This is a genomic window from Planctomycetaceae bacterium (assembly GCA_039680605.1).
GTDB lineage: Bacteria > Planctomycetota > Phycisphaerae > SM23-33 > SM23-33 > JAJFUU01.
The window spans coordinates 269,563-294,431 of record JBDKTA010000004.1; the positions used below are offsets into that span (position 1 = coordinate 269,563).

The following is a 24,869-nucleotide window of genomic DNA, read 5'->3' on the forward strand; positions in this document are numbered from 1 at the left end:
GCAACATGCCGCTTAGCCGGCACTTTCAGAGACTCCTGCAGGAGAACTATCCAGTTCAGCAAACCAAAACCAGTGACGTAACTGGTGCGGTCGCTTCCCGGGTCTACTGCCCTGGCTGCGGTATCCCCCTGGATAAGGATCATGCATGCCCAAGCTGTGGCAAGGCCCTACCTTTTAAGCTGTTCTATCAGCTTATTGAGCTTCATCCGCATCTTACCGAAGACGGTCAAGGTTGGATTTGACGTGCTGACGGAGAATGATTTTATGGCAAAGACTATCGTGCTCAAGCCGGTCGAGATGACGGCGGATGTCATGCAGATGCTGGAGGATCGTAAGCTCATCATCCGGCTTGCGCCGGGGCGGCATGAATTGGCGGCCGGGGCGGGGGAGACTTTGGGCGAGTCGATCTATGAGGCCGCGGAGTCGCTGGGGCCTCACAAGCTGATTGCGGTGACGGTGAACCGTGAGACTCTGGCGGCGTTTGGGACGCATGTCGATAACGAAGAGTTTCTTATGCTGGGGGATAACAACTGGCGGGCGATGTATCTGGTCGTCGCGCTGTGCATGCGCGAGGAGCTGGCGGCCAAGATCGCGGCGGGGCGGCTGACAGCGGCCGACTTTGTGTGCCTGAAGGTTCGGTACAACGACCCGCAGGCGAGCTTCTTCACCATGCTCAAGGACGTGCCCCACGGCGAGTGCATCGCGCCTGGCGAGGGCAAAGGGGCGTCGTTCTACGTGACCGAGTCGCGGGATATGGGGATCGACCTGACGGACTTTGGCCCTTACGAGATCAAAGTGCTTGATGGCGGCCGGACAGCCTGAATCCAAAGCGCCACTTGCTTCTCTGCGGCCTCTGCAATGCTAACCGTCCATTTCTTATTTTCCCGCGAAGATTATTTCATGCGGCTAGCCCGGATATTTCACCGCGGAGATCGCAGAGGCCGCAGAGGTATTTTGAGCGAAAAGACTTACAGAAGACTAGCGAAGCGGGGCGCATGGACAGTCTGTTTTTCAGATTAACGCCGACGGCGACGTTAGATGGTCTTGTTTTGAGCCATTTGCTTCTCTGCGTACTCTGCGATCTCTGCGGTTCATGCAGTTTACGGGCTTTCAATACCGCCACGGGCGGATCAGGACGTACCAGACCCACGACATGCCGGTGACGCCGTAGAGCACCCAGTTGGTGACCAGCCAGACGGTGGCGCCGACGAGCTCGCCGGCGATGACGCCGATCATGATGATCTTGGTCTTCTGATACGCCGGTCCGCCGCCGAATCGCATGACGCCGGTCTTGATGATCCACCCCAGCAGGCACGAGGCGCTGAGCAATTGCAACTGACCGACCCCCAGGCCCAGCAGCAGGACCGGATGCAGCGGCCACCACGGGAACTTCAGCCGCATCTGCCCCAGCACCAGCAGCCCCACGGCGCCAAAGATCATCGCGGCGATGAATTTCGGATGCGGCTGCATCGTGGCCACGCGCTGCAACGGCGAGAGCAGTTCTGAATCGGAGAGTTGACCGGTGGGTCTGAGGTTCTTGATGGCGGTCTGGGCGTTGACAAAGGCCGATGCCACGGCGGGATTCTCCCCGGCTTTGCTCGAGCCGAAGTTGTAGTCGGCCCAGAGGCCCACCACGATCACCGCCACCAGGGCCAGCACGTACGCCCCGGTCATGGAGGCTCCCGACCTGGCGGGGGTGAGCCCCTGCCTCTCGCCGATCTTCAGGGCGTTGATGGCGTAGGGGATGACGCACTCGATGGGGTTGGCGATCAGCACCACGCTGATCAGCCCGATCAACGCCAGCGACGAGGGTCCCACCGCCGCCAGACCGAACATGCCCACCACCACGCCCGACACCGCCCACAAGGGAGTGTAGATGAAGATGCCGCACTCGGCGTTCATCCGCGCCATCACGATGAACAGCAGCCCCACCAGCACCAGCACCACCACCGCCAGCGGCCAGGCCAGACCCAGTCGCACGAAGATATACCCCAGCGCGGCGGCCGCCAGAAGACCCAGGCGGCAGGCCCAGACGGCGTAGCGGGGCACTTCGCCATGGCGGCGCCAGACAGCGCTGCGGGCGACGAGCAGATAGTATCGCCGCCCGACGTACGCGATCAGCAGCCCGTAGCCCAGGAACGCGCCGAAGTTCTGCCACGGCAGCAGCCCGCCGACGTTGGAGTCGCCGGCGAAACTCACCCCCGCCTGCGCCAGCAGGAACAGCACCACCACGCTGACGAGGTTCAGCAGCCCCAGGCTCAGACCGATGTCGCTGCCCAGGAAGAACGTGATCGCCACCACCGCCGGTATGATCGACAGGTAGTACAGGTAATTCGCGCTGGGGGTCTTGAGCAAAGCCGGAAGGACGTTGCAGAATCCCGAAACATCCAGCCCCAGGTCGAAGTTCGGCACGCGCGTGGTGTATTGCTGGGCCCCGTGCATCACCCGCATCAGCGTCAGCAGCAGGAACGGAATCCAGAACAGGGAGCTGCTGAAGACGCCCCCCAGCGCGCGGCCGGGGCGGTCGGTCAGGATCGTGTCGGCGAACTCGGCGATCGGGTAGCGCAGACGCTCGGAATATGCCCACTGGCGATGCACCACCATGGCCATGCAGATGGCGACGATCGCCAGAAGAATCGTCATCCCGCCCCAGGATGCCACCGGACCTTTCCAAAGCCGCCAGGGAACCTGCCCCAGGCTTATCGGCCGATCCTTTTGATCAAAGCCGTCGGCCCAGTACAGCAGGGCGGGGTCTTTTTCGGAAACATCCACCATCAGCACATCGGGCACGTAGTCGAGCACGTGGGTGTTCTTGAAGGCCACGTCTCGTGTGGCCAGCGCCCGGGGCATGATCAGGCTCTGTGTCCAGTTGATCATCAGCCCGTCGCTGGGCAGGCTGCAGGCCACCAGCGACATCCCCAGCACCAGCGCCACCTCGCGCCCGCTCAACCGCCACGACGGGCGGATCAGGTGCAGCAGCGGATTGCCCGCCACCAGGCCCACAAACAGCAGCCCGAACAGGAAAACCGGAAAATGCCCCACCGGGATCTTGCCAATGGCCAACAGCCCGCAGAGATAGCCTCCGCAGGCGATGGCAACGGCGGCCACGAGACCGAGGATGATTGCACGCAGCGTCATGATGGCGTCTTGGGGCGGGTCCTCTCGTGGTGTCTATGATCGCATGGCGGTTGTGCGCGATCTTATGGTCGGGGATCAAAGCGGCAAGGTCAAGCACTATTGTTGGGTTCTGGAATTAGCCGCTGAGGTCGCTGAGGACGCTGAGGCCGGAGAGAGACGGGGAGCTGCGGAGAAGGAGAAGACAGCCACGATGGGGCAGAGCGGCCGTCAGATCGGGGATCCTGGCTCTCCGGGCCGCCACCCGGGTGGCACGCACAACTCCGTTGTGCGTGTCCCTGACGCCAAAGCCGAAACTCCCACCGCGAGATCAGGGATCGTGGCTCTCCGGGCCTTCGGCCCTGCGCGCCACGGCACCTGGGCTGCTTACTTGTGCGAAGGCCTGTCTTTCCCGCTCCTCTTTGCCCGCTCTCTCCCGGTCTCCTTCCCCGTCTGTCTTCTTCCTCAGCGTCCTCAACGTCCTCAGCGGCTATTATTTTCCCCGTGCAAAAAAAACGTGCGGCAGGATTCCGGCAAAGATCCTGCCGCACGCGTGGTTTACTTCGAACGTTGCACGGGCGAGACGCCCGTGCTACTTGGCCAGCGCCTTGCCTTGGGCGGCCCAGATCAGGCCCTTGATCGTCATCGCATGGACCTGCGGGAACTTGCCGAACTCGGCGTCGCAGTGGCCCAGGGCGGTGTAGAACACCCGGCCCTTGCCCCAGCTCTTGGTCCACATGACCGGGTGGATGATCTTGTGGCCGTCATAGTTGTAGATCGTGTTGGCCAGGACGTTGATGCCCGGGTCGACGATCATGTAGTACTGCTCGGACTCGTACTCGAACGCCGTCGGGGCGCCCTGGGTGATGGGGTGCTGCGTGTCGGTCAGGAAGACCTCGTACTTGCCGACATGCGGGTGGCCGACGAACTGTCCGCCGATCATCCACTGGTATTCCAGGTTGCCGCGGAAGGCGTCGCCGGCGCCGCCATGCAGGCCCGCCACGCCCGTGCCCGCGCGGACGGCCGCGTTCAGGCTGCCCCATTGCTCGCCGCTCATCTGGCCCATGGTCCAGATCGGGACCACCACGTCCATCGAGGCGACCTTGGCCGGGTCGTTCAACGCGTCGAGCGTGTCGTGCCGCTCAACCTGGAAACCGGCGGCCTTGAGTTCCTTTTCCACGATTTCCGACACCGGCTTAGGAGTGTGTCCGTCCCAACCGCCGTAAACGATCAGAGCTTTCATCTTTGTATCTTCCTTTATCGCATGGCCCGTTCACAGACGGGCTCTTTGTTCAAAAACCAGATCCTCGATCCTCGGTCCCAGATCCTGGGGTCCTTGATCCGAGATCCTCCGCCCCAACAAGGCGTGGCGTCATGCCCCTAGGATCGAGGATCTAGGATCTAGGATCTTCTTCTATCTGTTAATAGCAGTTCCGCCTTTGCTTGCCGCCTTCGCCGTCGCGGCCGCCACGGCTTCGTGCGTGGCTGGGTCCATCATCTCCGGGAGCAACTGGCCGGGAGGCACCAACGCCATCAGGGCCTCGGCGGCGGCGATCAGCATTTCCAGGGTGAAGATCTTCGCGCCGGCTTCCAGGGCGCCGCGGAAGAGGCCCGGGTACGCCAGGGCGTTGTTCATCATGCGGCCGTCGGCGTAGAGCGCCGCTCCGGCGGCCAGGGCATCGGGGCGGGAGATCTCGCTGACGGGGTTGGCCAGCGGGAAGATCAGCGGCCGCGGCGCCATCGAGCGGACCATGTCCTGCGTGACGATGTTGGGCTGGCTGACGCCGATGAACAGCTCGCGCCCCTTGAGGGCGTCGGCGAGGGCGCCCTTGATCTTGCTCTTGTTGGTGCGGCGGGCGAGGGCTTTCTTCTCTTCGTTGAGGTCGCCGCGAGATTCTTCGACGATCCCGCGGCTGTCGACGAGCACCACGTCGGCGATTCCGCAGTGGACCAGCAAGTCGGCGATCGCCGTGCCGGCCGCCCCCGCTCCGCTGATCGCGCAGCTCAGGTCGCCCATCTTCTTGCCCATCTGCTTAAGGGCGCTGAACAACCCAGCCAGCACGATGGTGGCCGTGCCGTGCTGGTCGTCGTGCATCACGGGGATGTCGAGGCGCCGGTCGAGCTCGCGCGTGATGGCGAAGCACTCGGGCGCCTTGACGTCTTCGACCTGGATGGCGCCGTACGAGCCGGCGATGGTCTCCATCACGTGGATGAAGTCGTCGCTGTCGCGCGTGTTGATGAGCACCGCCTCGGCCGACAGGCCCGCGAACTCGGCGAAGATCGCCGCTTTTCCTTCCATCACCGGCAGACCCGCGAGGGTGCCGATGTTGCCCAGGCCCAGGATCGCCGTCCCGTCGGTGCAGATGGCGATGCGCTGGCCGACGCCGGTGTACGTGCGGGCCAGTTCCGGCTTGGCCTCAATGGCCTTGCACACGCGGGCGACGCCCGGCGTGTAGACGATCCGAAGGTCCGTGTTTGTGCGGATGGGGATGCGGCTCTTGACGTACGTCGAACCGCCGCGGTGCGCTTCCAGCGCCGCGTCGAGCACGGCGGTCACTTCAAAACCGGCCGTCTTTTCCAGGGCGGCTTTGGCGGCGGCCATCTGGGCGTCGCCGCTGGTGAAGACCTGCAGGCGGTAGTTGAAGACCTTGTCGGCGGCGGCAGTGAAGTCGATATTGCCCACACGGGCGCCGGCGTCGGTGATGGCGCCGATGGCCGCGCCCAGGGCGGCGTTGTCGCCCGAAAAGCGCAGGAGCACGTCAAAGACAGTGTTGCGTCCAAACCGGTCGTGTAAAGCCTCGCGAGATTCCATGGCCGTGCGGTTCTCCGATAGAGGGGGCATTATACGATTCCGGGGGAAATTTCCAATTTCCGATTTCCAATTTCCCGCTCGGCTGAAGTCAGGGATAGCCACGGGCCTTTGGCCTGTGGGCGAGGGGGGACCGTTCATCTAAGTGCCCCAGCATGCTTGAGCGTGCTTACTTCAGTGAATGCCACCGATCAGAACGGGATATTAACATTCGAATCAGCGTACCATTTGGCATGAAAAGCAAGGACTTGCACCGCCAAATATACAAAGCCCGGTCCTGCGATTGCCAGAATAAGGGCAATTTTGCCTACTCTTTTTCGACGGGAGACTATTGCAAGCCCTGTTGCTAATGTGCTGCTGAGAATTACCGCCCAAGGCAAACATGCCGCCAATGCATGGGCAACTGAATCAGACAGTGGAACCGACACCAGAAAATAGGGAGGTGGAATGAGAAACAGCCGCCCCGACCCATAGGGCAGCATTTCCCACAGATAGAACCCCAGTGACCCTAGGACAGCCAGCACAAGGGCAGGCCACGCCAGTACGCGTGCAGCTTTATCGCTCAACCCCAGCCGGTGACTCTGAATACTCTCTTCCATAAGCTTCTTTCCTGTCGCTTGTCCCGGCCTATCGGTCCTGTTTCTGCCCCAGCAGGTCTTTGGCTTCCTGGGCCGGGGCGGTGTTGGGAAATCGTTTGATGATGTCGCGGAGGGTTTCGTCGGCCTTGTCGGCGAACCCGTTGGCGCGCAGGAGCCGGGCCATGTCGAGCAGGCGCAGGGCCTCGGGGGCGGGCGGGGCGGCAGGGGCTGCCGCCGCGGCGCCCGCGGCGGGGGGCTTGTCGCCCACGGGCGGGTGCCATGTGAATGCCGGGGCGACGGGTCCGAGGGTTCTTTCCTCGGCCTTGAGCTTGTCGATCTCGGCGTTGATGCGTTTGAGGGCTTCAACCAGTTCGCGTTTTCGCAGGGCGACGGTGTTGGTTTCCTGCTGTCGGTCGTTGATGGTCTGGAGGGCTCGGGCGATGTCGGCCCGCACGTCGTCCGCCTGTCGGCGCAGCAGGAGTCGGTTGCCCGGGTCGGTCTCGACGAGCAGGTCGCCCTCGATGCGGGACAGGCGCAGGCGGTAATGGTTGATCATCGCCCACAGGTCGCGAATCTGCAGGTCGTTGCGTCCGGCGACCGAGTCGATCTCTCGCGCCTCGCTGAGCACGCCCTGGCGGCGCACCTGGGCGGCGGCGGTCTGCTCGGCGATCTCCTGCGAGCGCTTGGCCCGCCCGGTGTATGTCTGGCGGGCCTTGGCGTATGTGGCCGCGAACTGCGGCAGTTGTTTCCACTTCTCCAGCGACTGGTCGAGAATGCGCGCCAGCTCATTGGGCAGGGCGGGGCGCGGCTGCGTACCTTCGTGCCAGGCGATCAGGTTGGCGGCGTTGTGCTGGATGGTCTTGTCGTCGGGCCGATGCTTCATCGCCGGAAGCACTTCCTGCAAGGCCTGGAAATATCGCCCCTGCACCGCGTCGTTATACGCCAGCACCGCCCAGGCCAGGCCGTCGGTGGGCTTGAGACGCGTCAACTCCGTCGCCGGATACACCGCGATGCGCGGATGACCCAACTGCAGCATACGCTGGGTATATGCCTCGTAGAGCGCAATGCTGTTGCGGTCGATGTTCCGCCCCTCGGCGTAATCGGCGGCGGCCGTGTTGAGGTCAGGTGCGCTGCGGATGTCGGCGATGATCTGATCGAGGTCCTTGGCGCTGCGGTCGACGGCGGGGCGGCTCTGGGCCCATAAGCCCCCCGCCAGGAGCAGGACGGTTGCGATGGCGGTGAAAAGACGCTGTGTGACCATGACATTCTCCCGCCGCCTCTGACGGCGGCACGTTCATTATACGGGCAAACGCTACCGGAGCTTGTGCTGCGCCATCAACTCCCGCGCCCGCTGCGCCGCGGGCGAGCCGGGATGGCTGGCGATGACCTCATTGAGCGTCGCGGCGGCTTTGCCGGGCAGACCGTTTCTCAGCAGCATCTCGGCCAGCTTGACCTTCACCTCGGGCGAGGTCTCGGCGCTGGCGGGATCGTCGGCGGAGTCGGGTTGGTGCTCTTGGCCGGCGGCGGGGGCGGTGGAGGGCATGTCGCGGTCGACCGACGCCTTGCCGTCGACGATGGGGGGCATCCACGGCAAAGTCGGCAGCGAGTGCTCTACCTTATATAGCCTCTGGCGGAGCTGGGTGGCCTTTTGCCGCTGGGCGCGGGCCTCGGCTGTCAGATCCCCCACCTGCTTGACCCGCTGTTGGTTGAGGGTTTCGAGTTCGGCGATCTTGTCGCGATTGGCCTTCCCTGCCGGCGGGGGCGTCGGCTGTTTTGCGGCGGTGGGGGGCGCGGGCTTGTCGGCGGGTCTGGAGGCGGCGGCAGCGGACTTTTCGATCTGCTCCAGGGCGCTGCGTTGATTGGCGATCTCGCGGACGGTGCGATTGTGTTCCTCGATGACGATGGCGATAGCGTTCTTGGCCTGGTAGTAGGCGCTTTGGGCGTTCTCGGCCTGGCGTTCGAGATCGGCCATTCGGGCGCGCCTCGAGGCCAAGGCGCCCGCGGCGGCGGCGTAGGCTTTCGAGAAGGCGGGTTTGGCCATCCATGCGGGCTTGTTTTTTTCGAGTGAACTTTTCAGCAGCGGCGAGATGCGGGGGGGCGGTTGCTGGTCTTCGTACCACGCCAGGCAGATGGCGGCGTTGTTGAGGATGCCCGGGTCGTCGCCGAGGGGGTCCATCGCCTTGGACATCGCCACCAGCGCCAGGAGCATCTTCTCGCGCCGCCCCTGGCAATAGCCGATCACGCTCCATGCCGCCGGCCAATCGTCGCGCAGGCGCGTCAGTTCGAGGGCGGCCGCCATCGCCACCATGGGACGTCCCAACTGCAGGGCCCGCTTCATGTGGGCCTGGTGGACGGCGGGGTTGTTGCGATCGATGGCCTGCGCCCGCGAGGCGTAGTCGCTCAAGGCCGTCAGGTTCTCCGCGGCGGCCATCTGGCGGACCAATTCGGTTAGAATCTCGATCTGGGTGGGCTGGTTGTCATGCGGTTGCGACGCGGCGGGGGCGGCCGCTTGCGCCTGCCCCAGGGCCAGGGTGATTGCGGCGAGTGCGGCCAGTTCCGGCAGATATCGGCGCGGCGTCATGACAGTCTTACTCAGGGGTTTTCGTGTTGCTTGAGGAGTTCCTGGGCTTCCTTGGCGACGGCGGTATTGGGATATCTCAGGACGATCTCGCGCAGGCTCTGCAGCCCTTTGTCGACGCGATTGTTCTGCAGCAGCATCTTGGCTAAATCCAACGCGCTTTGGGCTTCGGAGGCGGTGGGGCGGGTGGTGGCGGCAGGGGGTTCGACCGGGGGCAGGTCGCCGGTGTCGGCCGGGGCGGGCGCCGGCGCCGCGGGCATCAGGGTGAATCGCTTGCCTTTGTCCTCGGCATCGGCCGTGGCTCTGCCGTCGACGGAGGGGACTTTCCATTCCAGCTCGGGCATGGAGAGTTTGGCGGCGTCGGCTTTGGCCTTGGCGGCGTTGTCGCGCGCTTTGGCGACCGTCCGGACGGCTTCATTGACCTTGTTGGTCGCCTGGCCGATCTGACCGTTGAGGGTGTTGATGCCGTTCTTGGTGTTGTTGATCCTGGCTTCGAGGTCTCTTTTGTAGTTACCGCTTCCGCCGGAGCGGTTCATCAGGTCGAGGTGGGTCTGGTTTTTCTTGTTCTCTTCGGTCCACTCGGCGACGCGCTGGCGGGCGTTGCGGACGAAGATGGTGCCGTTGCGGATGACGGTCAGGGCCTCTTTCTCCTGCTTATCGGCCTCGTCGACGGCAGCAGTGCTCTTCTTCATCGCGTCGTTGTAGGTCTTCATCTTGCTTCGGGCGGCTTTGTACGCCCCGCTGTAGGCGCCCGCGCTGGTCCAGGCTTTTTCATTCTCCTTGAACATCCCGGCGGCTTTGGCCGACAGCGACGCGGTGTGCTTGAGTTCGTCGGACCAGCCCATGAGCTGTCCGAGGTTGCTCAGGGCCGACGCGTCGTTGTTCAGCAGCGCCGCCGCCCGCACCGCCGGATCGATCGCCAGAGCGAACTTGCCCTCCCTGGCCAGATAGTACGCCATCGTCGCCCAGGCCGTTCCGTCGCCGCTGTCCAGGCGGACGACCTCGTACGCGCCGTGGTATGCCACACGCGGGTAACCCAGCGTGAGCATCTTGCGCATGTAGGCGCGGCACAGGTCGAGGTTGTTCCGGTCGAGGGTGCGCCCGCGCATGAACAACCCTGCCGCTTCGCCGGGTTGGTCGGTCGCCTTGAGCTGGGTGATGATCGCCTGGACCTCGGGCGCGGTGACTTTAGGCGCCGCCGCGGCAGGACCGCTGGCAGGTCGGCTCGTCGCCGGCGACGGCGCTGCACCGGCCGCGGCCGCGATGACGACCGCCCATGCCGCCAGACTTGTCGAGATCATGATCGTTTCCTTTCGCCCCCGCCCGGGGCGGCGCTTGTTGCAGCAGCCGCCTTTGCTGTAGGATAGGTCAAACGCCATGATAAGGACAGGCCCCACATGATTCAAGACCACCCTGACGACCGAGGCTACATCGGCGCCTTCGGCGGGCAGTTCGTGCCCGAGACGCTCATCAAGGCCGTACGCCAACTCGAAGAGCAGTTCAACGGCGCCATGGCCGACGCGACCTTTACCGCGGAACTGGACCGCTGTCTGCGCCAGATCGCCGGGCGACCCAGCGAGTTGTACTTCTGCCGCCGCCTCAGCGAGCAACTCGGCGGGGCGAGAATCTACCTCAAGCGCGAGGACATGAACCACACCGGCGCGCACAAGATCAACAACACCCTCGGCCAGGGGCTGCTGACGCTGCGGATGGGCAAGAAACGCGTCATCGCCGAGACCGGCGCCGGACAGCACGGCGTGGCGACCGCCACGGCCGCGGCGGTGTTCGGCCTGGCCTGCGACGTGTACATGGGCACCGAGGACATCCGCCGCCAGGCGCTGAACGTCTTTCGCATGGAGCTTATGGGCGCGCGGGTCGTGCCCGTCGACTCCGGCCAGCGCACGCTCAAGGACGCCACCAACGCCGCGATGCGCGACTGGATGTCCAGCGTCGAGGACACCCACTACATCATCGGCTCGGTCGTGGGCCCGCACCCGTTCCCGGTGATGGTCCGCGAGTTTCAGAGCTGCATCGGGCGCGAGGCACGGCGGCAGATGCTTGAGATGGAAGGCCGCCTGCCCGACGCCGTGGTCGCCTGCGTCGGCGGCGGGTCCAACGCCGCGGGCATCTTCGCCCCCATGATCAACGACGCGCAGGTGGCGATGGTGGGCGTCGAAGCCGGCGGGCGCGGGCCCAACCTCGGCGACCACGCCGCCAGCCTCGGCGCCGGAAAGCCCGGCGTGCTGCACGGCTCGCTCAGCTATGTGCTGCAGGACCCCGACGGGCAGACGGCGCCTGTCCACAGCATCTCGGCTGGCCTGGACTATCCCGGCGTGGGACCCGAGCACTCGTACTGGAAAGAAATCGGGCGAGTCGAGTACGTCTCCGTTCGCGACGACGAAGCCCTGGACGCCGTGGTGGCCCTGGCCCGCAGCGAGGGCATCATCCCGGCACTGGAGTCCGCCCACGCCGTCGCCCACGCCGTCAAGATGGCCCCCAAGATGGGCAAGGACAAGATCCTCCTGGTAAACCTGAGCGGCCGCGGCGACAAAGACTGCAACGAGATCGCCGAGATCCTCAAGCAACGGGGAGGGGAGGGACGACACAGAGACGCTGAGGGACAGAGATGACGGGGAGGGGAGGGACGACGTAGAGACGCTGAGGGACAGAGGTGGGAAGAAGAGAAGAGAGAAGAAGAGAAGAAAGACAAAAGAGACAAGAAGAATGACAAGGATGAAGAAAGCCGCGCAGAATATGGAGATTGCTGAGCAAGGGGAATGAGAATGAATGACGACGCGGGTATGAATCAAAATAAGGGTGGCAGGCAGTTTGGTGCAGACGAGTATCCGTTGCAGGAACTGACCAACGCTGTCATTGCGGCGGCTATTTATGTGCATCGAAAGCTGGGGCCAGGATACCTTGAACAGATATATGAAAACGCGTTGGTGATCGAGCTGGAGTCGCGCGGCCGCGTTGTCGAACGGCAGAAGAGCTTCGATGTGTATTACAAGGGCTTCCTTGTCGGACAGCACCGCCTGGACTTGCTCGTCGACGATCAAGTTGTTCTTGAACTGAAATCCGTCGAAGCCTTGGCTGCTATCCATGTAGCCCAATTGAGGAGCATACTGAAAGCCTCTGGCAAACGAATTGGGCTGCTGATGAACTTCAATCAGCCGACGCTGGCGAAGGGGCTAAAACGCGTTATCCTCTAGGCGCAAACGTTGTGTCTCTCAGTGTCGTCCCTCCGCGTCCCCGCCCCGTCCCGGCAGTTGGTTTGTTTTGGATCCTGAAAAATTGCCTTGATGCCTGTGCGCTTTAGGCGCACAATTGTGCGCATAATGAGAACATCACAGGGACAAGCGATCATCTGGTTGTTTCCTCGCGTGCGCAGCGCTGTGCTGACGCTGATTCTACGCGACCCTCAGCGGCGCTGGCACCTGCGGGACGTGGTCCGCCGAACCGGTTGCGCCATCGGCAGCGTCCGCCGCGAGTTGACGGGGCTGGCAGCCTGCGGCATCGTAACTTCCACGCGCGACGGAAACCGTACGTACTATCAGGCGGCGGCAAATTGTCCCATCGGCCCGGAACTGAGAGGGATCGTTCGTAAGACATCCGGAATGGCCGACGTGCTTGCCGAGGCGCTCAAACCACTGGCAAGGCGCATTGCAGTCGCCTTTGTATATGGTTCGCAGGCCGCCGGCACGGCCGGGGCTTCCAGCGACGTGGACTTGATGGTGGTCGGTAATGTGTCGTTCGCCCGGGTTGTTGCCGCTGTGGGTCCGGCGCAGGATGAATTGACCCGAGAAGTCAATCCAACGGTTTTCTCGCCGACTGAATTCAAAACCAAGATGGCCTCAGGGCACCACTTCCTTCACGCCGTCATGAAGGGACCCAAGATATTCATAGTAGGAGATGCCAATGACCTTGCAGGACTGGCAAAATAACGGTTGGCTCACGGAGCACCAGTCGAGCCCGCAGGAGATCATTGATCTGCTGGCTGTAGCAGACCGGGACCTCAAGGACTGCCAGTCCGAAGGCTTGAGCGCTGACTGGCGATTCAACATCGCGTACAACGCTCTCTTGCAGACAGCCACAGCCGCACTGGCGGCGGCAGGATATCGTGCTACTCGTGACGCGCACCATTTTCGAGTTCTCCAGTCGCTGGCACTCACGGTGGGGCTGGATGCCAAGGTTATCCGCAAGCACGACGCTTTCCGCAAGAAACGCAATCTGACCGGATACGAACGCGTTGGCGCTGTTTCCGATCAGGAAGTGGTTGAGGTCATTCAGGCGGCGCAGAGCGTACGGCAGGCCACAGAAGAATGGATCGCCACTAACTACCCCCATTTGCTTCTCTAGGGCGCCCCCTGACCCTGCACTCCCCATCGGAAATTGCCAATTGGAAATTGGAAATGCCCTCCCGCCTGCGGGTATAGTGGCGGACATGAGCAACGACAATCGACTGGCAAAGAGTTTTGCCGCCCTGCGTGCCTCTGGCAAGCGCACGATGGTGCCGTTTCTGACGGCGGGGTTTCCGGACCTGAAGACGACCGGGGCGCTGCTGGCGGAGATCGAGGCCCGCGGGGTGGCGGTCTGCGAGATCGGGTTTCCGTTCTCGGACTCCATCGCGGATGGGCCGACCATTCAGTCCTCGTATTATCACGCGCTTGAGGGCGGGGTCACGTGCGAGGGGATATTCGAGATGGTCAAGGCCTATCGCAAGGGCGGGGGCAAGATGGCCTTGGTGGCGATGGTCAGCGACTCGATTGTCTATCGCCGCGGGTATGAGGGGTTTTCGGCCGCGGCGGCAGAGGCTGGGTTCGACGCGCTGTTGATCCCCGACCTGCCGCTGGAGGAGGCGTTGAAGGTTCAGCCGGTGGCGGCGTCGCACGGGCTGTGCTGCATCATGCTGGTGGCCCCGACCTCGACGGCTGAACGCCGCGAGCAGATCGCCCGCTCCAGCACCGGGTTCGTCTACTACATGTCGGTAGCCGGCATCACCGGGGCCCGCACCGCTTTGCCTGCGGCGACGCTGGCGGCAGTGGCCGAGCTCAAGACCAAGACCGACACCCCCATCTGCGTGGGATTCGGCATCTCCTCGCCGGAGATGGTGTCCGAGGTCTGCAAGGCCGCCGACGGCGCGATTGTCGGCTCGGCCATCGTGGCCCAGATCGCCAAGCGGACGGCTGACCACCCGCAAACGCTGGTCAAAGACATCGGCAACTTCGTAGCCGAACTTCTGGCCGGAGCGGCCGGTGCCAGATAACACGCGGTGAAGACATTCTCATGAAGATGCGGAAATTAAGAGGCCTCTATGAAACATGTCAAACTTGAGACGGTGTCCTTGAAGAACCACTCTGAACTCAACGAGGCTTGGATTCAGAAGGTCATAGCAGATGACCCGGCAATCCTGGGCTTAGGCGATTTGGTCCTTCGGGACAAAGAACGCCCTCAGCCGCGAGCCGGAAGACTCGATCTGTTGCTTCAAGACAGCGACGACAAACGCTATGAAGTGGAGATTCAATTAGGAGCCACGGATGAAACGCATATCATCGGGACGATTGAGTACTGGGATATCGAAAGGAATCGCTACCCGCAGTATGAGCATTGTGCAGTTATTGTGGCGGAAGATATCACAAGCAGGTTTCTCAATGTCATTAACCTGTTCAACGGAACAATCCCCCTAGTTGCCCTTCAAATGACGGCAATCAAGGCCGACGGAGGGATCGGGCTCAATTTCACAAAGGTCCTCGACGAACGGAGTTTGGGTGTTGTTGATGAGGATGAAGATATAGTGGTCACAGACCGGGCTTATTGGGAAAAACGCACCCCCAAAACCATCATGGAATTGGCAGACCGCATCTTGGGCATTGTGAACGAGACCGATCCGGCATTCAACTTCAAGTACAACAAGTTTTATATCGGGATGGCCAAGGGTGGGATCACGAACAACTTTATCTGGTGTGAATTGAACAAGTCCCATCTCCGGCTGAACGTCAGGTTACCAAAGGACGAATCGCTCTCAGGCCAGTTGGATGAAGCCGGCTTGGATCTTATGAGCTATAAGTGGGGAGCTCTGAGAATCCGTCTCAAGCCGGAAGATCTTCCTAAACACGTGGGTCTCATCAAGATGGTCTTGGACAAGGCGTATAGCATTTCCCAGTAGCGTCGCCTTCAGTGCGACGCTGGCGGCCGCCATGTCTGTGCCTGCCCTGGAGCATGGCGGCTGATAAACGGCCGCCATCGCACCCGGCGCGTCTGAGTCCAATCTTGTCGCTGACTACAATAATGTAGCCAATCCGCCGAAATCGCGACAAGTATGTAACAAAATGCAGCCACCTCATATAAAACAAGTCGTTTTAAGTTATTGATAAATAGATTCTTATGTTAACAATGGGTATCTGGCACGTTCCATGCTTTATATCTTGGCAGGCCACCGGTGTCTCTGCAGTGGATGCGAGGCTGCTGGATGCATGATGGAGTGCGTTGGGCTGGGGGGCTGTCGAATTACCGTGGCGCTGGGCCGACAGGCTGCCTGCGGCGCGTTCGACAGTCTCCCCGGCTTTTTTGTCCGCCCGACGCCGGAAAAGAAAGAGTGCGGGATTGCGCGGATTGGGAAAAGATTAAGAGGATTAAGAACAAAGAGATGATGGAAGACGAAGACGTGTCCCGTCTCTTTGCTCCGTCTTTTCCCAATCCTCTTAATCCCCTGAATCCGTGCAATCCTGCTCTCCCCGACCCGAAAGTCAGGAGACGAACATGACGCCCAAAGAGTTTTTCGAGTTCGCCAGGAAGAACAAAGCCGAGATGATGGACCTCAAGTTCGTCGACATGCTCGGCACGTGGCAGCACTGTTCCTATCCCATCGCCACCATCAACGAGAGCGTCTTTGAAGAGGGTCTGGGCTTCGACGGCTCGTCTATCCGCGGGTGGCAGGAGATCCACAAGTCGGACATGATGGCCGTCTGCGACCCGAACACGGCGGTGCTCGATCCGTTTTTCGCGCGGCCGACCGTCAGCGTGATCGCCAATATCGTCGACCCCGAGACGCGCGAGGACTACTCGCGCGACCCGCGCCACGTGGCCAAGCGGGCGGCGGCGTGGCTCAAGGAGACCGGCATCGGCGACACGTGCTTCCTGGGCCCCGAGGCCGAGTTCTTCATCTTCGACGAGGTGCGCTACGAGCAGAACCAGCACACCGGCTACTACCAGATCGACTCGTCCGAAGGCGCCTGGAACACCGCGCGATTCGAGGAGCCCAACCTCGGCTATAAACCCAGTTTCAAGGGCGGGTACTTTCCGGTCAGCCCGACCGACACGTTTCACGACCTTCGCGGCGAGATGGTGCATGAGATGATGAAGGTCGGCATCAAGGTCGAGGCGCACCATCACGAGGTCGCCACGGCAGGCCAGAGCGAAATCGACATGAAGTTCGACGAGCTGACCAAGATGTGCGATCAGTTCATGTGGTACAAGTACATCATCAAGAACGTCGCCAAGCGTCACGGCAAGACGGTCACGTTCATGCCCAAGCCGATCTTCGAAGACAACGGCAGCGGCATGCACACGCACATTTCGATCTGGAAGGGCGGCAAGCCCCTGTTCGCCGGCAAGAAGTACGCCGGGCTGTCGGACATGGCGCTGTACGCGGCGGGCGGGCTGCTGCGGCACGCCCCGGCGCTGCTGGCGATTGCCGCCCCGACGACCAACTCGTACCGCCGCCTGGTTCCGGGCTTCGAGGCGCCGGTGAACCTGGTGATGTCGGCCCGAAACCGCTCGGCGTCGCTGCGGATTCCGATGTACTCCAAGAACCCCAAGGCCAAGCGCCTGGAGTTCCGCTGCCCGGACCCGACGGCCAACGGGTACCTGGCCTGGTCGGCGATGCTGATGGCCGTGATCGACGGCATCCAGAACAAGATCGACCCGGGCGAGCCGCTGGACAAGAACATCTACGAGTTGAGCAAGAAGGAACTCGACACGATCCCCAAGGTGCCCGGTTCGCTGGAAGAGTCGATCGCGGCGCTGGAGAAGGATCACGCGTTCCTGCTCAAGGGCAAGGTGTTCAGCAAGGACCTCATCGAGGCGTGGATCACGTGGAAGCGCGAGAAGGAGATCGCTCCGATGGCGCTGCGCCCACACCCGCACGAGTTCCACATGTACTACGACAGTTAAGTGGCACAGCCTTTCCAGGCTGTGGCTTCCCGCTGCAGACCTCACAGGCTGGAAAGCCCGTGCCACCGGGAAAGGCCGAGGCAAACGAATTCGCGGGCAGACGATTTCGTATGCTGGCGCAGCGAGTGTTTGCGTTTCGGGCAAAACCGCTACAATAGGCGGCCCGGCCCGATCCGGCGACAGCGTGCGGCGTACGAATGGAAAGGATGGTTCGGCAAACGATGTTGAGGCCTCAGAAAGCCCAGGGACTTTACGACCCCGCCAACGAGCATGACTCGTGCGGGATCGGCGCGGTGGTGAACATTAACGGCCGCCGCGAGCACGCGATCATCGACTACGGCAGGCAGATCCTGCTCAACCTGCACCATCGCGGGGCGGCCGGCAGCGACGAGGTCACCGGCGACGGGGCGGGGATCCTCATGCAGGTTCCGCGGGAGTTTCTGCCCAAGGCCGCCGCGGCGGCGGGCGTGGCGCTGCCTCGCGACAACGCCTGGGCGGTGGGCATGGCGTTCGTCTCGCGCGACAGCGGCGACTCCAACGCCGTCTGGGAAAACATCGTCGCCCAGGGTCTGGCGCACTACGGGCTCAAGGTGTTGGGCTGGCGCACGGTCCCTGCCGACAATAGCTGCCTGGGTCAGATCGCCCGATCGAGCGAGCCGGGGGTGCGGCAGTTCTTCACCGACACGGCGGGCCTGGAGGGGGAGGCCCTCGAGCGCAAGTGCTTCATGGCGCGCAAGCGCGTCGAGCGCCTCACGCGCGAGCGGTTCGGGCCCGACAGCGAGTTCTACATCTGCTCCTTCTCCGCCCAGACGCTGGTCTACAAGGGCATGTTCATGGCCCACCAGCTCTTCGCGTACTACCCGGACCTGGCCGAGCCGGCGATGACCACCGCCCTGGCGATCGTCCACCAGCGCTACAGCACCAACACCTTCCCGAGCTGGACGCTGGCCCAGCCCTTCCGCTGCCTGGCGCACAACGGCGAGATCAACACCCTCTCGGGCAACCGCAACCACATGCGCGCCCGTGAAACGAAAATGGCCTCGCCGCTGCTGGGCGACGACCTGAGCGACCTGCTGCCCGTGCTGGCCGAGGGCGGCAGCGACTCGGCCCAGTTCGACAACGTGCTGGAGATGCTCACTCGCGCCGGCCGGCCGCTGCCCCACGCGATGATGATGATGATCCCCGAGGCCTTCGGCGCGCGGTACCACATCAGCACCGACAAGCGCGCGTTCTACGAGTTCCACTCGGCCATCATGGAGCCCTGGGACGGACCGGCGGCGATGGTCTTCACCGACGGGCGCGTCGTCGGCGGAACGCTCGACCGCAACGGGCTGCGCCCCTGCCGCTACGTCGTGACGACCGACGGGCTGGTGGTGCTGGCCAGCGAGACCGGCGTGATCGACTTCCCGCCCGAGAAGATCCAGACCAAGGGCCGACTTCAGCCCGGACGCATGTTCCTGGTCGACACCCAGGAAGGACGCATCGTCACCGACAACGAGATCAAGAGCAAGATCGCCCGCAGCAAGCCCTACCGCCGCTGGCTCGACGACAACCGCATCGAACTGCGAGGCCTCTTCGACGCCGCCCAGGGCGAACCGGCCGACATGGACCAGCTCGTCCGGGCGATGAAGGCCTTCGGCTACACGCGCGAAGAGCTGCGCATGGTGCTGACGCCGATGGCCGTCAACGCCCAGGAGCCCATCGGCTCGATGGGCACCGACACGCCGCTGGCGGTGCTGTCGAACCAGCCCAAGAGCCTGTTTGCGTACTTCAAGCAGCTCTTTGCGCAGGTGACCAACCCGCCGATCGACCCGCTGCGCGAGGGCCTGGTGATGAGCCTGATGCTCTACACCGGCCAGCGCCGCAACCTGCTTGAAGAGACGCCCGAGCACTGCTGCCAGCTCAAGCTGCCCCACCCGATCCTGACCAACGAAGACATGCGGCGCCTGCGGACCGTCAAGCGCGCCGACTTCAAGGTGGCGACCATCTACGCCCACTTCGACGCCGACGACGCCGACCCCGCCGCCGCCCTGCGGCGAGGGCTGGACGACCTGATCAATGCCGCCGAGGAGGAGATCCGCCTCGGCGCCAGCCTGCTGGTGATCTCCGACCGCGAGACCACCGCCCGCCGCGCGCCGATCCCCATCCTGCTGGCGACCTCGGCGGTGCATCAGGGCCTCCTGCGACGCAAGCTCCGCGGCGAGGCCGGGCTGATCATCGAAAGCTGCGAACCGCGCGAGGTGGCGCACTTCTGCCTGCTGTGCGGCTACGGCGCCAACGCGATCAATCCGCACCTGGCGTTCGAGGCCCTCAACTACATGCGCCACCGCGGCGAGCTGGGCGAGGACCTCGAGCCGGTCCAGATCGTCGACAACTACATCGCCGCGATCAAGAAGGGCATCCTCAAGACGATCTCGAAGATGGGCATCTCGACGCTGCGCAGCTACCGCTCGGCCCAGCTCTTCGAGGCCATCGGCCTGGCACGCGACGTGATCGAGACGTACTTCACCGGCACCGCCTCGCGCATCGGCGGGGTGGGGCTGGGCGAGATCGCCACCGAAACGTTGCGCCGCCACAACAAGGCGTACGAGCCGGCCGCCCCGGCCGAGCTGCCCCTCGAGTACGGCGGCGAGTACCACTTCCGCAAGGACGGCGAGCAGCACCTGTGGAACCCGCACTCGGTCAGCCGCCTCCAGCACGCCGTCGTCGCCGACGACGCCAAGGCCTACGACGACTACGCCCGGGCGATCAACGACCAGAGCAAGGGCCTCTGCACGCTGCGCGGGTTGTTCGACTTCAAAGGCCAATCCCCCATCCCCCTGGAGGACGTCGAGCCGGCCGAGGAAATCGTCAAACGCTTCTGCACCGGGGCGATGTCGCACGGGTCGATCTCCAAAGAGGCCCACGAGTGCATGGCCGTGGCGATGAACCGCCTGGGCGCCATGAGCAACACCGGCGAGGGCGGCGAAGACCCCAAGCGCTACACGCCCGAGCCCAACGGCGACAGCCGCAACTGCGCCATCAAGCAGGTCGCCAGCGCGCGGTTCGGCGTGACGATCGACTACCTCGCCCACGCGCGGGAGATTCAGATCAAGATGGCCCAGGGCGCCAAGCCCGGCGAGGGCGGACACCTGCCCGGGCACAAGGTCACCGACGAGATCGCCCGCCTGCGCCACTCGACGCCGGGGGTCTCGCTGATCAGCCCGCCGCCGCACCATGACATCTACTCGATCGAAGACCTCGCGCAGTTGATCTACGACCTCAAGTGCAGCAATCCCGGCGTGAAGGTCTCGGTCAAGCTCGTCAGCGAGGTCGGCGTGGGCACCATCGCCGCCGGCGTCGCCAAGGGCAACGCCGACGAGGTGCTGATCTCCGGCCACGACGGCGGCACGGGCTCGAGCCCGCTGTCGTCGATCAAACACGCCGGATGCCCCTGGGAGCTCGGGCTGGCCGAAACGCAGCAGACCCTCGTGCTCAACGGCCTGCGCGACCGCATCCGCGTTCAGGCCGACGGGCAGATGAAGACCGGGCGCGACGTGGTGATCGCGGCGCTGCTGGGAGCCGAGCAGTTCGGTTTCGGCACGGCGGCCCTGGTCTCGATGGGCTGCGTCCTGATGCGAAAATGCCACCTGGGCACCTGCCCGGTGGGCGTGGCCACGCAGGACCCCGCCCTGCGAAGCCGCTTCGCCGGAAAGCCCGAGCACGTGCAGCGGTACATGATGTTTGTCGCCCATGAAGTGCGGCGCATCATGGCCGAACTGGGCGTGCGGAAGGTCGAAGACCTCATCGGACAGACGCAGTACCTCGACACGCGAAAGGCCCTGGACCACTGGAAGGCCCGCGGGCTGGACTTCTCGGCGATCTTCGCCAAGCCCGCCGTCGGGCCCGAGGTGCCGCTGCGACTGACGCGAAAGCAGACCGACCACCTCGGCGACCACCTGGACTGGCAGATCATCGCCCAGGCCAAGCCCGCCCTGGAGAATAAGCAGAAGGTGGTCATCGAGAGGCCCATCCGCAACGTACACCGCACGGTCGGCACGATTCTGAGCAACCGCGTGAACAAGGCCCACGGCGCCGCCGGTCTGCCGGAAGACACCATCACCTGCACGTTCACAGGCTCGGCCGGCCAGAGCTTCGGGGCGTTTTTGGCGCCGGGCATCACGCTCAAGCTCATCGGCGACAGCAACGACTATCTGGGCAAGGGCCTCAGCGGCGGGCGCATCATCGTGCAGACGCCGGCCGGCTCGCCCTTTGAGCCCCACCGCAACATCATCGTCGGCAACACGCTGCTCTACGGCGCCACCAGCGGGCAGGCGTTCATCAACGGGATGGCCGGCGAACGCTTCGCCGTCCGCAACAGCGGGGCGGTGGCCGTCGTAGAAGGGTTGGGCGACCACGGTTGCGAGTACATGACCGGCGGTCGCGTGGTGGTGCTTGGTCAGACGGGGCGCAACTTCGCGGCTGGCATGAGCGGGGGGATCGCCTACGTGCTCGACGAGCACCAGTTGTTCGACACGCTGTGCAACCTCGACACCGTTGACCTCGAGACGGTCTATCTGGACGAAGACGTGCAGTTGCTCAAGAGTTTGATCGAGCGGCACCAGGCGCTGACCGCCAGCCGCCGCGCGGCCGACCTGCTGGCCAACTGGGAGCAGGTCATCGGCAGCTTCGTGAAGGTCATGCCGCTGGACTATCGCAAAGCCCTGGAACGCCTCAAGGAGCGTCAGGCCCGCGGCGGCGAGTACGAGCCCGCCACCGAGGAGGTGTACCATGGGTAAGCCGACCGGATTCACCGAATACCAGCGTCAGGACGTGCCGCATCGCCCCGTCGGGCAGCGGGTGAAAGATTTCTTCGAGATCGATCTGCCCCTGGACGAGGAGGCCCTGCGCACGCAGGCGGCGCGTTGCATGGACTGCGGCATCCCGTTCTGCCACGGCGCCGGCTGCCCGCTGGGCAACCGCATTCCCGAGTTCAACGACCTGGTTTACCAGAACCGCTGGGCCGAGGCGCTGGAGATCCTGCACTCGACGAACAACTTCCCCGAGATCACCGGGCGCATCTGCCCGGCGCCGTGCGAGGCCTCCTGCACGCTCAACATCAATGACGACGCGGTGCTCATCAAGCACATCGAACTGCAGATCGCCGAGCGCGGCTGGGAGCAGGGCTGGATCAAGCCCATGCCCGCCGCCGTCAAGAGCGGGCAGCGCGTCGCCGTGATCGGCAGCGGGCCGGCGGGCCTGGCGGCCGCCCAGCAACTGGCCCGCATGGGTCACGACGTGGTGGTGTTCGAGAAAGACGCCCGCCCCGGCGGGCTGCTGCGGTACGGTATTCCCGACTTCAAGCTCGACAAGCGCATTCTCGACCGCCGCATCGAGCAGATGAAGGCCGAGGGCGTCGAGTTCCAGTGCAACGCCGTCATCGGTGAAGATCTCTCGGGCAAGTACCTGCGCAACCGCTTCCAGGCTATCGTGCTGACGATGGGGGCCGGTCGCCCGCGAGAACTGGACGTGCCCGGTCGCGGGCTCGAGAACGTACACCTGGCGATGGAGTACCTCGCTCAGCAGAACCGCATCAACAGCGGCGAGATCGTCGACGGCGACATCATCTCGGCCAAGGGGCGCGTGGTGGTGGTCATCGGCGGCGGCGACACCGGCAGCGACTGCGTCGGAACCGCCCGCCGCCAGGGCGCCCGCGAGATTCACCAGTACGAGATCCTCCCCCAGCCGCCGCGCCGCCGCCCGTCCGACACGCCCTGGCCGACGTGGCCGCGGATCCTGCGCACCTCGTCCAGCCACGAAGAAGGCTGCACCCGACGCTGGTGCGTGCTGACCAAGCGCCTCAGCGGCATCGGCGAGACCGTGCGCGAGCTGCACGGCATCGAGGTCGCCTGGACGCACAAGGGCGGGCGATGGGACATGAAGGAAGTGCCCGGCACGAACTTCACCCAGGCCGCCGACCTGGTGCTCATCGCGATGGGCTTCGTACACGTCGAACACAGCGGCCTGGTGGAAGACCTCGGCTGCCAGCTCGACGAGCGCGGCAACGTGAAGATCGCCAACTGCGCCACCAGCGTCCCGGGCGTCTATGCCGCCGGCGACGCCCAGTCCGGCGCCTCGCTGGTGGTCCGAGCCATCGCCAGCGGCCGAGAAACCGCCGCCGCCGTCGACAAATACCTCCGCCCGTAATATGGAGTGCGGCAGCCGTAGCTGCCGCTTTAAGAGTTGTCGGATTCCAGAAACTTCCAAAGCGGCAGCTAAGGCTGCCGCACTCCATATAGCCTCCACATGGCTTTACACCGCGCGGGGGCGAGCGTACAGTGCGGCCATGCCGACCAACGATCAGAAAGCCGAAGTATTGCGGGCGTATCGGGCGCGCACGCCTGTTCGCGTGCCAGTCACGTATGGGGCCAATCCGCGCGTGGTGGTGCTTGATCCGGCGTGGAACCCGCACGGGATCACGTTTGAAGATTACTTCACGCGGGCCGATGCGATGATCGAGTCGCAGCTTGGCCTGCTGGAGTACAAGGCCCAGTTTCTGAACAACTACTGCGACGATCCCACCGGGCGGCCGGCCGCGTGGAGCTTCTATGTCGACGCGATGAACAGCTACGACTCGTTGTACTTCGGCTGTCCGATCCACTATCGCGACGACGAAGTGCCCGACACCCAGCCGATCCTGGCCGGGACGGACAAGGAGAAGATATTCTCCGTCGACCTCGACCACCCGCTGGACAATCCGTTCATCCGCCGGCGTCTGCAACTCTATGACAACATGAAGGCCGCCGTCGCGGGCATGTCGTATCACGGCGTGCAACTGGGCGTGGCCGCCCCGGCGATGGGCTTCGACGGCCATCTGACCATCGCCACGTGCCTGCGCGGCGGGGAGTTGTACAGCGACTTCTATGAGGACCCGCCCTACGTGCGGCGTCTGCTGGACTTCATCGGCCGCGCGGTCGTCATCCGCAACAACACCTTGAACGAGAAGTTCGGCCTAAACCCCTTCGCGGCCGCGGGCGGGTTCTTCGCCGACGATTCGATCCAACTGATTTCCGGCACCATGTACCGCCAGTTCCTGCTGCCGCTGCACCGGCAGTGGTACGCCCAGTGGAGCGGCGGGGGTCCGCACGGCATCCATCTCTGCGGCGACGCGACGCGGCACTTCGGCGTCATCGCGAGCGAACTGAACGTGCGATCGTTCGACACGGGCTTTCCCGTCGACCACGGCGCGCTGCGCAGGGAACTGGGGCCGGACGTCGAGATCCTCGGCGGGCCGGAGGTCGGACTGCTGCTGCACGGCACGAGCGAGGCCGTCTACGCGCGCACGGCGGGGATCCTCAACTCCGGTATCAAGGAAGGCGGCCGCTTTGTTCTGCGAGAGGCCAACAACTTGCCCCCGCGCGTGAGTGAGGCGAACCTGGCGGCGATGTACCGCGCATGCCTCGACCACGGCTGGCATGGGACGCCGCAGGCGTAATGTGGAGTGCGGCAGCCTTAGCCCAACTTCCGCAGTTATAGATTTATGCAGATTATTTTCGGTCGATTTGTGCAGGAATGGCGGTGCAATGGCGGCATTCTGCTACCCCAAAGGGTCTTTTCACTTGTTTTGGATCCGATCAGC

At 63.8% G+C, this 24,869-nt stretch carries 18 protein-coding genes; 11 read left to right on the forward strand and 7 right to left on the reverse strand.

Annotated elements, in window-relative coordinates; all coding sequences use genetic code 11:
- Nucleotides 1-264: 264 nt before the first annotated feature.
- Nucleotides 265-822, forward strand: coding sequence for a hypothetical protein (locus ABFD92_01395; protein MEN6503168.1), 558 nt, complete (start codon nucleotides 265-267; stop codon nucleotides 820-822).
- Between the two features lie 288 nt (nucleotides 823-1,110).
- On the opposite strand, the gene ABFD92_01400 is transcribed toward ABFD92_01395, so the two are convergent.
- The 7 genes from ABFD92_01400 to ABFD92_01430 all read right to left on the reverse strand — a co-directional run bounded on the left by ABFD92_01400 (nucleotide 1,111) and on the right by ABFD92_01430 (nucleotide 10,380).
- On the reverse strand, nucleotides 1,111-3,138 hold the full coding sequence (locus tag ABFD92_01400; GenBank protein ID MEN6503169.1) for a DUF6785 family protein: 2,028 nt from the start codon (nucleotides 3,136-3,138) through the stop codon (nucleotides 1,111-1,113).
- A gap of 568 nt (nucleotides 3,139-3,706) precedes the next feature.
- Nucleotides 3,707-4,357 carry a ThuA domain-containing protein gene (locus ABFD92_01405; GenBank protein ID MEN6503170.1) on the reverse strand — a complete coding sequence of 217 codons (651 nt, stop codon included), beginning with the start codon at nucleotides 4,355-4,357 and terminating at the stop codon, nucleotides 3,707-3,709.
- Nucleotides 4,358-4,528: 171 nt separating this feature from the next.
- Nucleotides 4,529-5,956: a malic enzyme-like NAD(P)-binding protein gene (locus ABFD92_01410; protein MEN6503171.1), complete on the reverse strand. Its 1,428-nt coding sequence runs from the start codon at nucleotides 5,954-5,956 to the stop codon at nucleotides 4,529-4,531.
- Nucleotides 5,957-6,114: 158 nt separating this feature from the next.
- A complete protein-coding gene (locus ABFD92_01415; protein ID MEN6503172.1) occupies nucleotides 6,115-6,522 on the reverse strand; it encodes a hypothetical protein in 408 nt (135 codons plus the stop codon).
- A 28-nt stretch (nucleotides 6,523-6,550) separates the two neighbouring features.
- Nucleotides 6,551-7,762, reverse strand: a complete 1,212-nt coding sequence (locus ABFD92_01420; protein ID MEN6503173.1) for a hypothetical protein — start codon at nucleotides 7,760-7,762, stop codon at nucleotides 6,551-6,553.
- 51 nt (nucleotides 7,763-7,813) lie between these two features.
- The gene (locus ABFD92_01425; protein MEN6503174.1) at nucleotides 7,814-9,082 is read right to left on the reverse strand and encodes a hypothetical protein; all 1,269 of its coding nucleotides are present in this window, start codon (nucleotides 9,080-9,082) and stop codon (nucleotides 7,814-7,816) included.
- An 11-nt stretch (nucleotides 9,083-9,093) separates the two neighbouring features.
- Nucleotides 9,094-10,380, reverse strand: a complete 1,287-nt coding sequence (locus ABFD92_01430; protein MEN6503175.1) for a hypothetical protein — start codon at nucleotides 10,378-10,380, stop codon at nucleotides 9,094-9,096.
- Between the two features lie 96 nt (nucleotides 10,381-10,476).
- On the opposite strand from ABFD92_01430, the gene trpB reads away from it, so the two are divergent.
- The 10 genes from trpB to ABFD92_01480 all read left to right on the forward strand — a co-directional run bounded on the left by trpB (nucleotide 10,477) and on the right by ABFD92_01480 (nucleotide 24,725).
- On the forward strand, nucleotides 10,477-11,709 hold the full coding sequence (gene trpB, locus ABFD92_01435) for a tryptophan synthase subunit beta (GenBank protein ID MEN6503176.1): 1,233 nt from the start codon (nucleotides 10,477-10,479) through the stop codon (nucleotides 11,707-11,709).
- Nucleotides 11,710-11,862: 153 nt separating this feature from the next.
- Nucleotides 11,863-12,291, forward strand: coding sequence for a GxxExxY protein (locus ABFD92_01440; GenBank protein MEN6503177.1), 429 nt, complete (start codon nucleotides 11,863-11,865; stop codon nucleotides 12,289-12,291).
- Nucleotides 12,292-12,474: 183 nt separating this feature from the next.
- Nucleotides 12,475-13,023, forward strand: a complete 549-nt coding sequence (locus ABFD92_01445; protein MEN6503178.1) for a nucleotidyltransferase domain-containing protein — start codon at nucleotides 12,475-12,477, stop codon at nucleotides 13,021-13,023.
- Nucleotides 12,998-13,438 carry a hypothetical protein gene (locus tag ABFD92_01450; protein MEN6503179.1) on the forward strand — a complete coding sequence of 147 codons (441 nt, stop codon included), beginning with the start codon at nucleotides 12,998-13,000 and terminating at the stop codon, nucleotides 13,436-13,438. The genes ABFD92_01445 and ABFD92_01450 overlap by 26 nt, the downstream gene beginning before the upstream one ends.
- 85 nt (nucleotides 13,439-13,523) lie before the next feature.
- The gene (gene trpA / locus ABFD92_01455) at nucleotides 13,524-14,345 is read left to right on the forward strand and encodes a tryptophan synthase subunit alpha (protein MEN6503180.1); all 822 of its coding nucleotides are present in this window, start codon (nucleotides 13,524-13,526) and stop codon (nucleotides 14,343-14,345) included.
- 48 nt (nucleotides 14,346-14,393) lie between these two features.
- On the forward strand, nucleotides 14,394-15,245 hold the full coding sequence (locus ABFD92_01460; GenBank protein ID MEN6503181.1) for a hypothetical protein: 852 nt from the start codon (nucleotides 14,394-14,396) through the stop codon (nucleotides 15,243-15,245).
- 593 nt (nucleotides 15,246-15,838) lie between these two features.
- The gene (gene glnA, locus ABFD92_01465; protein MEN6503182.1) at nucleotides 15,839-17,251 is read left to right on the forward strand and encodes a type I glutamate--ammonia ligase; all 1,413 of its coding nucleotides are present in this window, start codon (nucleotides 15,839-15,841) and stop codon (nucleotides 17,249-17,251) included.
- A 221-nt stretch (nucleotides 17,252-17,472) separates the two neighbouring features.
- Nucleotides 17,473-22,029: a glutamate synthase large subunit gene (gene gltB, locus ABFD92_01470; protein MEN6503183.1), complete on the forward strand. Its 4,557-nt coding sequence runs from the start codon at nucleotides 17,473-17,475 to the stop codon at nucleotides 22,027-22,029.
- A complete protein-coding gene (locus tag ABFD92_01475) occupies nucleotides 22,022-23,437 on the forward strand; it encodes a glutamate synthase subunit beta (GenBank protein ID MEN6503184.1) in 1,416 nt (471 codons plus the stop codon). The genes gltB and ABFD92_01475 overlap by 8 nt, the downstream gene beginning before the upstream one ends.
- Nucleotides 23,438-23,576: 139 nt before the next feature.
- Complete coding sequence (locus tag ABFD92_01480) at nucleotides 23,577-24,725, forward strand: uroporphyrinogen decarboxylase family protein (protein ID MEN6503185.1); 1,149 nt, start codon at nucleotides 23,577-23,579, stop codon at nucleotides 24,723-24,725.
- Nucleotides 24,726-24,869 lie beyond the last annotated feature (144 nt).